At 63.6% G+C, this 10,585-nt stretch carries 10 protein-coding genes; 5 read left to right on the top strand and 5 right to left on the bottom strand.

Translation table 11 applies throughout. The features are described from left to right. Positions 1-15 precede the first annotated feature (15 nt). On the bottom strand, positions 16-1,044 hold the full coding sequence (locus IVB32_RS41585; RefSeq protein ID WP_247368411.1) for a hypothetical protein: 1,029 nt from the start codon (positions 1,042-1,044) through the stop codon (positions 16-18). A gap of 281 nt (positions 1,045-1,325) precedes the next feature. Here IVB32_RS41585 and IVB32_RS41580 point away from each other — a divergent pair, with 281 nt between their 5' ends. The 3 genes from IVB32_RS41580 (at position 1,326) to alr (ending at position 6,174) form a co-directional block, all read left to right on the top strand. Further along, entirely contained in the window at positions 1,326-2,576 is a 1,251-nt protein-coding gene (locus IVB32_RS41580; RefSeq protein ID WP_247368414.1) for a cyclopropane-fatty-acyl-phospholipid synthase family protein, read from the top strand. Between the two features lie 757 nt (positions 2,577-3,333). Then, the gene (locus tag IVB32_RS41575) at positions 3,334-4,842 is read left to right on the top strand and encodes a replicative DNA helicase (protein ID WP_018459126.1); all 1,509 of its coding nucleotides are present in this window, start codon (positions 3,334-3,336) and stop codon (positions 4,840-4,842) included. Positions 4,843-4,887: 45 nt separating this feature from the next. Continuing rightward, a complete protein-coding gene (gene alr / locus IVB32_RS41570; RefSeq protein WP_247413174.1) occupies positions 4,888-6,174 on the top strand; it encodes an alanine racemase in 1,287 nt (428 codons plus the stop codon). 12 nt (positions 6,175-6,186) lie between these two features. Here the strand turns inward: alr and IVB32_RS41565 are convergent, their stop codons facing one another. Beyond that, positions 6,187-6,405 carry a cysteine rich repeat-containing protein gene (locus IVB32_RS41565; protein ID WP_247368419.1) on the bottom strand — a complete coding sequence of 73 codons (219 nt, stop codon included), beginning with the start codon at positions 6,403-6,405 and terminating at the stop codon, positions 6,187-6,189. Positions 6,406-6,445: 40 nt separating this feature from the next. On the opposite strand from IVB32_RS41565, the gene IVB32_RS41560 reads away from it, so the two are divergent. Further along, complete coding sequence (locus IVB32_RS41560) at positions 6,446-7,216, top strand: exodeoxyribonuclease III (protein WP_247368422.1); 771 nt, start codon at positions 6,446-6,448, stop codon at positions 7,214-7,216. A gap of 1 nt (position 7,217) precedes the next feature. Here IVB32_RS41560 and IVB32_RS41555 read toward each other — a convergent pair whose 3' ends face one another. The 3 genes from IVB32_RS41555 to IVB32_RS41545 all read right to left on the bottom strand — a co-directional run bounded on the left by IVB32_RS41555 (position 7,218) and on the right by IVB32_RS41545 (position 9,997). Next, complete coding sequence (locus IVB32_RS41555; RefSeq protein WP_018459130.1) at positions 7,218-8,033, bottom strand: hypothetical protein; 816 nt, start codon at positions 8,031-8,033, stop codon at positions 7,218-7,220. A gap of 99 nt (positions 8,034-8,132) precedes the next feature. After that, positions 8,133-8,501 carry a GFA family protein gene (locus tag IVB32_RS41550; RefSeq protein WP_247368425.1) on the bottom strand — a complete coding sequence of 123 codons (369 nt, stop codon included), beginning with the start codon at positions 8,499-8,501 and terminating at the stop codon, positions 8,133-8,135. A 629-nt stretch (positions 8,502-9,130) separates the two neighbouring features. Next, a complete protein-coding gene (locus tag IVB32_RS41545; protein WP_026233741.1) occupies positions 9,131-9,997 on the bottom strand; it encodes a L,D-transpeptidase in 867 nt (288 codons plus the stop codon). Between the two features lie 194 nt (positions 9,998-10,191). On the opposite strand from IVB32_RS41545, the gene IVB32_RS41540 reads away from it, so the two are divergent. After that, positions 10,192-10,585 (top strand): sulfite exporter TauE/SafE family protein (locus tag IVB32_RS41540; protein WP_247413173.1); only part of this gene is annotated, 394 nt, incomplete at its 3' end.

Raw genomic sequence — 10,585 nt, 5'->3', positions numbered from 1 at the left:
TAAAAATGTGGTCGCCTATCGCGAAATCGGCGGCGTCGGCGGACCGGACGATTCGGCTGGCGCCGGTGGAGTCGCAGCGGTCGCGGGCGGCGCCGGTTCCTGCGACTTCGCTGGCGGTTCGGCGCTCGCGGCGGGCTTGGGAGCAGCCTCTTCCGCCGCCTTTGGCGCAGCTGGCTCGGGGGGCTTCGCGGCGGACGGTGCGGCCGGCGTCACCTGCGGCACCGGATCGGGCCGCAACGCCGGAGCTTCGCTGCCGCGCGGCTCCACCTTGGCGCTTTCCGGCTTGGCCTCGGCGGGCTTGTCGGACGGCTTGCTGCCTTCGGGTTTGCTGCCTTCGGATTTAGCTTCGCCGGAATCCACCTTCGCAGTCTCGGGCTTTGTCTCAGGCTTGGACTCGACCTTCGGCTCGCTCTTCTTGTCGTCTGCCGTCGGCGCCGCGGCATCGACCTTCGGCGCCTCATCACTTCCCGGCTTGCCGCGCTTGCCGAGACGCTTGGCCTTGCGCCCTTCGGGGACAGCCTGGCCCTCGGGCTTCGCACCTTCCTTCGTTCCTTCTTCGGCCGGCCGCGCGGCGCGCTTCTGACGCGCGCCCTCGGCCGCGGGAGCGGCACCCTCGCCTTCCGGCTTGGCGGACTCCTGGGAACGTTGCCGGCGGCCCTGATGTTCAGGAGACTGCGCGGGATTGGTATTGGCTTCCTTGTCCTTATCCTTGGCGCCGTCCTTCTTGTCCTTGCCGTCCTTATGGCCGTCCTTCGCCTGGTAGCGGGTGTCGGTGGCCCCGTTGGAGACGAGGTAGGAGGCAAGCACGCCGGCCATGTCGGGGCTGGTCGTGTAATGCTGGCGCAGGAAGCCCGGCAAGGAGCCCGGCGCCACTGTTTTCAAAAGGCCGCGCGGGCTCTTGTGACATGCATTACAGGTCTGCGCGAAAAGCTGGGATGGGGCCTTGCCGGCCTCGAGGTTCGTCGCCTGCGCGAGAACGGTATCGGTCGCGCCGAAGCCGATCAGAAGCAAGATCGTCGCGAGGCTGAGCGCTCGGCTCGACATTCCCATCATCTCCATTGAATTCCGAGAGGTGCAGCCGGCAGGCGGCGCCGCGGCGGGTCACCTTTTATCCGATTGAGCCGCGAATGGAAGCAGGCACCGCGCGCAAGGATGTGATTAAGCGGTTTTGGAATATCCGCTTTGAGCACAGCGCAATAGCGGGCCCGGGACACCTCCCTAGATCTAGATGCAAGCGCATAGGAACCGCTGAGATGCCCGGGCGTAGGGTGTGAAAGGCCGGGTTAGTCGCATCTCTTCGGGTTCGCTCGAGAGGATGGGTGCGGATGGACCGATTGTTGCGTCAATTCCTGTCTCAATTCATCCGCCGCGGGTCGATGACGGTGACCACGGCGAAGGGCTCGAAGTTCACCGTCGGCGACGGCTCGGGCGAACCGGTCGCAGTCCGCTTCGTCACCGGGGACGCAGAGCGGAAGATCCTCGTCAATCCCGAGCTCGGGCTTGGCGAGGCCTATATGGACGGCGAGTTCATTGTCGAGCATGGCACCATAGCTGATGCTCTCGCGATCCTGCTCGGTCAACCCGACCTGTTGCCGCACTGGGCAAAACCCTGGTGGCACCTGCGCTATCTGGTGCGGCACCTGAAGCAGTTCAATCCGCGCCCGCGATCCCGCCGCAACGTCGCACATCATTACGATCTCGATGCGAGGCTCTATTCGCTCTTCCTCGACGCCGACAAGCAATATAGCTGCGCCTATTTCGAGACGCCGGAGAGCACGCTCGACGATGCACAGCTTGCCAAGAAACGGCACGTCGCCGCAAAGCTGCTCGTCAAGAGCGGCCAGCGCGTCCTCGACATCGGTTCGGGCTGGGGCGGACTTGGGCTCTATCTCGCCGAGATCGCAGGTGCTGACGTCACCGGCATAACGTTGTCGACCGAGCAGTTGCAGATCGCCAATGCGCGCGCAGCCGAAAAGGGCCTGACCAGATCGGCCAAATTCCTGCTTCAGGACTATCGCGACATCGCCGGTCCGTTCGACCGCATCGTCTCAGTCGGCATGCTGGAGCATGTCGGCGCCCGCTTCTACGACACCTACTTCCGGCGCTGCGCCGAGCTGCTGGATAAGGACGGCGTCATGTTGCTGCACTCGATCGGCCGTTCGCAGGGCCCGGACTCCACCAATCCCTGGATCGCCAAATACATCTTTCCCGGCGGCTACATCCCCGCCCTCTCGGAGGTGCTGCCGGCGATCGAGCGGGCGGGCTTGCTGGTCTGCGACATCGAGATTTTGCGCCTTCATTACGCCGAAACCCTGAAGGCATGGCGCGAGCGCTTCATGGCGCGACGCGAAGAAGCCGTGCAGCTGTATGACGAGCGCTTCGCGCTGATGTGGGAATTTTACCTAGCAGCCAGCGAGATGACGTTCCGCAAGCAGCATATGATGAACTTCCAGATTCAACTCACCCGCCGTCAGGGCGTCGTGCCGATGACGCGCAACTACATCGCGCGTGAAGAAGCCCGACTGCGGGCCGTCGAAGCCGGCGCCACGCCGAGGCTGAAGCTGGCTGGTGAATGAGTCCTAGTGGCGCAGGGTCGAAACCGGAGTAGACGGGGAAGAGGCCGTTAAGGCCAATTGCATCCGCAGCGCTTTCAGGATTTCAGGGGCGACCGGTTCCCGACGCACTTCCGGCCGCTCAGCGTGCTCCATGGCCGCGATCAGCCCCGACAGCCAAAGTCGGCTGCCTGCTTCGCTTCGCCAATTCCGGGGCTGCCGTTCTGGCCGCATCGCTTGCCTCGTTCCCTGGTGGCAGATCAGGAGACAACCCCCCGCCCGCTAACCTGTTCCGGCTGTACCCCCGAAAGAACCCGGGGAGATGTGATCTGCTTCACATAAGTCTCGTCGGCCCTGGGTTAGACCGTCGCCATGAGCAACAAGACCAAAGCCTCATTCGACGTGCAGGACGACCTCCGCACCGATTACGCCCTGATCGCTACCGGCGTCGGGGCGGCCCTGGTTGCACTGGTCTACCTCCTGCTGGTCTGAACCGAGCCAAAAGCGCCTGGCCGTGGGTCATTCGCGCGCGTCTCGATGTGTCTGCCCGGCACCCCATCAGGTTCACTTCATCCGGCGTTTTCCGTGGCGCGGTAGCGGCCGCTTCCAGGCCGCGACCTGGTTCCACGAAAATCCGTCAAGCGCGGCGCGTGCTGCGGCGGTCAATCATCCACCATTTTAATGATCGGTTGATAGCGGCGAGCTTTTGCTTCCGCTTTGGGCTGAGGCGGCGCTTTATCCCGGCCCCGCATCCGCCCCAGAAAATTGCTATCGCTCGACCATGGCCCTGACTGATTCGAACGTTCTCAAACTCGCGCCCGAAGCCGGAACCCCCGCCTATCGGAGCGCGCCGCATAACATCGAGGCGGAACAGAGCCTTCTGGGCGCGATCCTGGTCAACAACGACGCGTTTTACCGCGTCTCCGATTTTCTGGAGCCGAAGCATTATTTCGAGCCGCTGCACCAGACCATCTTCGAGACCGCCAGCAGCCTGATCCGGATGGGCAAGATCGCGACGCCCGTCACCCTGAAGACCTTCCTGCCCGCCGACACCGACATCGGCGGCATGACCATCGGGCAATATCTGGCGCGCCTCGCCGCCGAAGCAACCACCATCATCAATGCGCAGGATTATGGGCGCACCATCTACGATCTGGCATTGCGACGCGACCTGATCGGCATCGGCGAGGACATGGTCAATGTCGCCTATGACGCCCCGGTCGACTTCGCGCCGCGGGCGCAGATCGAGGACGCCGAGCGCCGCCTCTACGAACTCGCCGAATCCGGCCGCTATGACGGAGGCTTCCAGAAATTTTCGCAGGCGCTGACGCTTGCGGTCGATCTGGCCGCGAAAGCGTTCCAGCGCGACGGAAAGCTGTCGGGCATCTCCACGGGCCTGCGCGACCTCGACACCAAAATGGGCGGGTTGCAGCACTCCGACCTCATCATCGTCGCCGGCCGCCCCGGCATGGGCAAGACGTCGCTGGCGACCAACATCGCCTACAACGTCGCCCGGGCCTACGTTCCAGAACTCCAGGCCGACGGCACCATGAAGGCCGCCCATGGCGGCGTCATCGGCTTCTTCTCCTGCGAAATGTCGGCCGACCAGCTCGCCACGCGTATCGTGGCCGAGCGCACCGGCATTCCCTCCTCGTCGATCCGCCGCGGCGGCATCTCGGAGGCCGATTTCGAGAAGATCCGCGAGGTCTCGATCGAGCTGCAGTCGCTGCCCTTCTATGTCGACGAGACCGGCGGTCTCTCGATTGCGCAGCTCATGGCGCGCGCCCGCCGGCTGAAGCGGCAGAAGGGCCTCGACCTCATCGTCATCGACTACATCCAGCTCTTGTCGGGTTCGGGCAAGCGCAGCGAAAACCGCGTGCAGGAAATCACCGAGATCACGACCAGTCTGAAGGCGCTCGCCAAGGAACTCAGCGTGCCCGTGATTGCGCTTTCGCAGCTCTCGCGCCAGGTCGAATCACGCGACGACAAGCGGCCACAGCTATCGGATTTGCGCGAATCCGGCTCGATCGAGCAGGACGCCGACGTCGTGCTGTTCGTCTATCGCGAGGAATATTACCTCGGAAACAAGGAGCCGCGCCCGGGCACACCCGAGCACGAAAAATGGCGCCTGGACATGGATCTTGCGCACGGCAAGGCCGAAGTCATCATCGGCAAGCAGCGCCACGGCCCCACCGGCACCGTCGATCTGGCCTTCGAAGCGTCGGTCACCCGGTTCGGCGACCTTGCGCCGGACAGCCAGGTGCCGGACCGCGGCGGCGGCGACTATTGAGTTCCCTGGGTTGAACCTGACCGGCCTCTTGCGTAAAACGGCGCCATGACAACGGCGTCCGACCCGAAAATGATCCCGCAATCCGGCCTTCTCTCCGCGGAGGCCAATCAGGCTGCCGCGCTCGCGACCTTCGGCGGCGTGCTCACCGTCGATCTCGATGCCATCATCGCCAATTGGCGTAAGCTCGAGAAGACGGCGGTGCCGGCCGAATGCTCGGCGGTGATCAAGGCAGACGCCTATGGCTGCGGCGCCGAGCAGGTCGCGGGTGCCTTGAACAAGGCCGGCTGCAAGACCTTCTTCGTCGCCACCATCGAGGAAGCGCGCAAGGTGCGCGCGGCGGTGCCGGAGCCTGCGATCTACGTGCTCGGCGGCTATTTCCAGAACACCGGCGAGCACTACACCCAGATCAACTGCCGCCCCGTGATCGGCGATCTCAACGAGCTCGCCGAATGGGACGTGTTCTGCCGCCGCACCGGCTGGACCGGTGGCGCCGCCATCCACATCGACACCGGCATGAATCGACTCGGCCTGACGCTCGCGGAAGCGCAGGCCATTATCCCCCGCATCAACGCCGGCGATCACGGCATTACGCTGGTGATGAGCCATCTGGTTTCGGCCGAGCAGCTCAACAACCCGGTGAATGCCAAGCAACTCGCGGCCTTCCGCGGCATCGCCAGCGAATTCTCCGGCGTGCCGGCGGCGCTCGCCAATTCGTCCGGCGTCTTCCTCGGCGCGCCCTTCCAGTTCGACATGGTGCGGCCGGGCGCCGCGCTTTACGGCGTCAACCCGACGCCGGAGGCTGACAATCCGATGCAGCCGGTGGTCGATCTCAAGGCCCGCATCGTGCAGATCCGCAATGTCGAGCGCGGCGAGAGCGTCGGCTATGGCGGCACCTGGACGGCACGGCGACCGACGAAACTCGCGATCATCGCGGTCGGTTATGCCGACGGCTATTTCCGCGCCGCAAGCTCCAATGACGGCACCCGCGGCGCCGAGGTCATCGTCGCCGGCAAGCGCTGTCCGGTCGCCGGCCGCGTTTCGATGGACCTGATCGCGATCGATATCACCGATCTGCCGCCGAATGCGGCGCGGCGCGGCCACATGGTGACGCTGCTCGGCGAGGGCATCACCGTCGACGAGCTCGCGCATCATTTCGGAACGATCGGCTACGAGGTGCTGACCAGCCTCGGCCGCCGCTACGCCCGCATCTACAAGGGCGGAAATGTGGCGGAGCCGCTGGCCAGGCCGGCTTCCGCGCAGGCGGTCGAGCAGCAGACGCCCGCTCCGCCATCGATCGAACAGCCCGCAAGCGCGCCGCCGCTGCCGGGCTGAGCGACTTGCCGCCTACTTCTTTTTCCTGCTGTCCAGCGCCGTCTTGCAGGTTGCGCTGAGCTTGTCGCGCTTGCCGTTGAGGCAGGCAACGATGCCGCCGCCCGGCGCAATGCCGGCGCAGAATTTGTCGTAGTCGGCCTTGCACGCGCCGCGCGGATCGGATGATTGTGCCGAGGCAACCCCGGAGAACGCAACGGCGACGGCGATGACGGCAAAGCTCAACTTGGACATTGTTTCTCCGGTAACGGAAGGCAGGAGCCGGTAGCTCTACATGAAGATCGCGACATTCAACATCAACAACATCAATCGCCGCCTGCCCAATCTGTTGGCATGGATGCGAACGGCGAAGCCAGATGTCGTCGCACTTCAGGAGTTGAAGGCAAGTGATGGCGAATTTCCGGCGACCGCGATCGAAAAGGCCGGTTACGGCGCAGTGTGGTGTGGACAGAAGACCTGGAACGGCGTCGCCATCCTGGCCCGCAATGCCGAGCCCATTCTCACCCGCGATCGCTTGCCGGGAAAACCTGCCGATCACGAAGCCCGCTACATCGAGGCCGCGGTACGCGGTGTCATCGTCACCAGCATCTACCTGCCGAACGGCAATCCGCAGCCGGGACCGAAATTCGACTACAAGCTCGACTGGTTCGCGCGGCTCAAGCGCCATGCCAGAACCTTGCTCAAGCAGGAGCTGCCCGTGGTGCTCGCCGGCGACTACAACGTTGCACCTGATGAGCTCGACATCTATCCGACGCGCTCGTGGGACAAGGATGCCTTGATCCAACCGAAGAGCCGTGCGGCCTTTGCCTCGCTGCTGGCACAAGGCTGGTGTGACGCGATCCGCGAACTGCACCCCGAGCAGCGCATCTACACCTTCTGGGATTACAAGCGAAACCGCTGGCCGCGAGATGCGGGCCTGCGGCTCGACCATGTCCTGCTCAGCCCTACCCTCGTCTCACGCCTGGCAAAAGCCGGCGTGGACAAGAAGGTTCGCGGCGAAGAAGGCGCGAGCGACCACGCACCGGCGTGGGTCGTGCTGCGCTAGGTCAACGCCCGTAATACTCCTGCACCGTGTCCCACGCTGCTTTCTGCAGCAGCTCCACCGTCGGGCCGTCCAGTCCCATCGTGTAGGAATTGCCGACCGGCGAGCGGCCGGTCAGCGCGGCGAACGTCACGCAGGTCGCCAGATATGTGCCTGCGGGGCTCGGGTGCCGCTTGTCCGGCGCATACAGATTGAGCTCGGGCTGCAGCTTGCGCACGCGCGCGAAGGCAAAACCTGCGGGGATCACCAGCGCATCATTGGCATTGCCTGCGATTGTGTAGGCCTCGGCCAACGCTTCCGTCATCTCAGGCTTGTCGGCGTAAGCCCAGGACATGAACAAGACCGGCCGCATGCCGTTGGCGCGGACGATCTCGCTGTCCTTCTTTACGAAGGTCGTGAACGCGTCCTTCAATTGCGGATGGATGGGGCACTGGCTGCAATCCATCATCACGACGGCGTCGTACTGCCTGCCCGGCTTGTTGAAGACGACGTTGTTCTGCTCGTCGAACGAATAGGCGCCGAGGCCACCCGGCCGCAGCAGGTTGTCCATGTCATGCCAATCGAGGCCGGAACCGCCGATCGTCGCCATGGTGTTGCGATAGGCCGTCTTGTTTTCAGGGTCCGCAGCCCGCTCCATGAAGGAGAGATGCCCGGGCATGCCGTTGTTGTAATAGAAGAAGCTGTTGCCGACGAACAGCGCGGCCTTGGGGAAATCCGGTCCTGATGTCGTGACCTTGGGCCTGGTCTGCGCCTGCGCATTGAAGCCGGCTACAACGGCCAGACACATCGCGAGCATCACTCGCGCGAAAAGACGCATCATCGGCTTCCTCCCCTTTTTCTGTCGGGCCGGAAACAGATCAGCTTTTCAAGAGGGCCTCAAGAGCACGGACGAGCAGCAGACATGCGCGAGAGCGCATGCTCACCATGAATTCTTGCCATCGATCATGGTCACCGGCACGGTCTCGAGATCGAACTCGTCGAACAGGCGCGCGTTGACGGCGACCCTCGGATTGTCGAAATCGGGCTTGCCGGTCGACCAGTCCGGCGACTCCGAATAGGTACCGCAGCCGCAGCTTGCGCAGAAATGGTGTTTGACCGTTCGGCTGCCCCAGAGATAGGTCGCGAGGTTCTCCGCGGGCGACAGCAGCCGAAACTGCGCCGGCGTGTAATAGGCCCACAACGCGCCGCGCTTGGCGCAGAGCGAACAGGTGCAACGGGTGACGCTCGCGGGCGCCTCCGTCACCTCGAACACCGTCTCACCGCAATGACAGCTTCCCTCGACCCGCATGACCCACTCTTTGTTTTGTCAGGAGATGGTCGTAGCCGGACCCTGCTGCCAACATGCTGTCAGCAGCGCGCAGCCGGACTTGCCCCATGTGCTGCGAGCACCGACTTGCCGCGCCAACTCAACAAAAACATGAAAAACAACCCCATGCACAGTAGCCGATGGCTGGCAAATCAATGGGTTACGCATGCTCCGAAACACTGATTTGACGCGTCGGGCAAACACTGGCGGGATGTTTTCAGAAGCGGTCGTCGACACGGTGGAGCGTGGACTTCATCGCAGCAGCGCGTCATGCGATGCGAAGGGCCTACGGGAGACAGCTCGGGCTTCGATATGAAGGGGCAGCCCGTCGACGCCCCTCTTCGGGGACGTCGACGGCATGAAATTGCGATGGCAAATTGCAATCCTTGGTGCTGCTCTAACCGGCGCAGCTCTGAGCTACGCTTATACTCATACCGCAATCGGGGTGACTGAGCCGTGCCGGAGAAGTTCTTCGGGCGAGGTGGTGGTCTGTCCTCCGCCCTACAAGCCATAAATTGTTTGTGCCTGTCACAAGCTTCCGACCGGATGACCTCGTAGGCGACTTGAATTGCCTCCTTGTCCTCCGTTGCAGGATGAGGACGGAGGACGAATTACTGCGCCTCGGCGATCTTCGCTCCAGATGACGGCATCTGCGCGTGAGTTGCCGAGGGCCGGTTCGGCGGTGATGCCGGGTCCGGTAACCGGAACGCGGCGTCGGCTGGCGCTCCTTGGGGTGCTCGGCGGGCAACGGTCGTCGGAAGCACGATCACTTTCGCGCCGACTTTCACGCGATCATAGAGGTCAACGACGTCCTCATTGGTCAGTCGGATACAGCCGGACGAGACCCGCTTCCCGATCGTATCGGGCTTGTTGGTGCCGTGAATTCGATATTCGGTCTCGCCCAGATACATCGCCCGAGCGCCGAGCGGGTTGCCAGGACCTCCGGCCATGAACCGCGGCAGATAAGGCTGACGCGAGACCATCTCCGCAGGCGGATGCCAATCCGGCCATTCTGCCTTACGAGCCACAGTCTGCTCACCGGACCATGTGAAACCTTCGCGGCCAACACCGATGCCATAGCGCAGTGCCTGCGCGTCGTTCAGAACGAGATAGAGGAATGTGTTCTTGGTATCGATGATCACGGTGCCCGGCGTCTGGCGGCTGGCGTAGTCAACCACCTGCCGCACGAATGCTCCGGGAACGTCAGCCGCTTTGGGCGGTTCGACCAGAGGCGCCGGGGCCGTAAGCGGAGCCGAAGCCGGCGTCGGAGCTGATGCATGAACAGGCGTTGAGACGTAAACCGGAGTTGATGACGCTTGGGCTTCGTGCGCGGACGGCTTTCGTGCCGGTTGCACGTTCGCCGGTCGGGACAGCAAGCCGTACCCCAACGCTGCGACGGCGACGGCGCCAACTGCAACTCGCGCTGCCATCGGGATTGCGAACGTCTGCGCCTTTCCGCGTTTGGCTCGCTTACCCATACTCTTCTTCCCCCAGGTCACTATGCCCAAGAGAGGTACCCAGTAAGATTTAAGAAACTTCGAAGCGATTTCGCTCAGACTGGAACCGTCGGCGATGGTTAACGCCGGGCTCTCGGCAAGATAAGGTTCTCTCGCCTCGCGGATCGCCCGCGCCGCGGGCCGCGGCTAAACTCTCCCGATTCGTGGAGACGGTTTTGGCTTTCCTCTTCGTCCTCATCGTCGGCCTCGTCGCAGGCACCATTTCCGGCATCGTCGGCACGGGCTCGTCGATCATGCTGATGCCGGTGCTGGTCTATGCCTATGGGCCAAAGGAGGCGGTGCCGATCATGGCGGTGGCCGCCGTCATGGCCAACTTCTCACGAATCCTGGCGTGGTGGCGCGAGGTCGACTGGCGCGCCTGCGCGGCTTATTCGGTCACAGGCATTCCAGCCGCCGTGCTCGGCGCGCGGACACTGCTGGCGCTGCCCTCGCACGCCGTCGATCTTGCCATCGGCGTATTCCTGATCGCGATGGTGCCGGTTCGGCACTGGCTGGCGCGGCACGATCTCAAGGCCAATCTCTGGCATCTGGCGATCGGTGGGGCCGTCA

Origin of the sequence: Bradyrhizobium sp. 23 (genome assembly GCF_023073295.1) — a bacterium.
Taxonomy (GTDB): Bacteria; Pseudomonadota; Alphaproteobacteria; order Rhizobiales; family Xanthobacteraceae; genus Bradyrhizobium; species Bradyrhizobium canariense_D.
The sequence above is the reverse complement of the archived record's forward strand: the minus strand, read 5'-3'. Positions and strand labels throughout refer to the sequence as shown.